A 221-nucleotide genomic window follows, 5' to 3' on the forward strand; every position below is an offset into this window, starting at 1 on the left:
CCCAAGGCTAAATACTCCCTAGTGACCGATAGTGAACCAGTACCGTGAGGGAAAGGTGAAAAGCACCCCGGAAGGGGAGTGAAATAGATCCTGAAACCGTGTGCCTACAAGTAGTTAGAGCCCGTTAATGGGTGATAGCGTGCCTTTTGTAGAATGAACCGGCGAGTTACGATTACATGCAAGGTTAAGTTGAAGAGACGGAGCCGCAGCGAAAGCGAGTC

The 221-nt window shown here is 50.2% G+C and carries 1 rRNA gene; it reads left to right on the forward strand.

The window, feature by feature from the left end:
- A 23S ribosomal RNA gene (locus tag TR08_RS24945) occupies positions 1 to 221 on the forward strand; the annotation flags it as partial.

Source organism: Neobacillus niacini, from assembly GCF_000759675.1.
GTDB lineage: Bacteria > Bacillota > Bacilli > Bacillales > Cytobacillaceae > Neobacillus > Neobacillus niacini_A.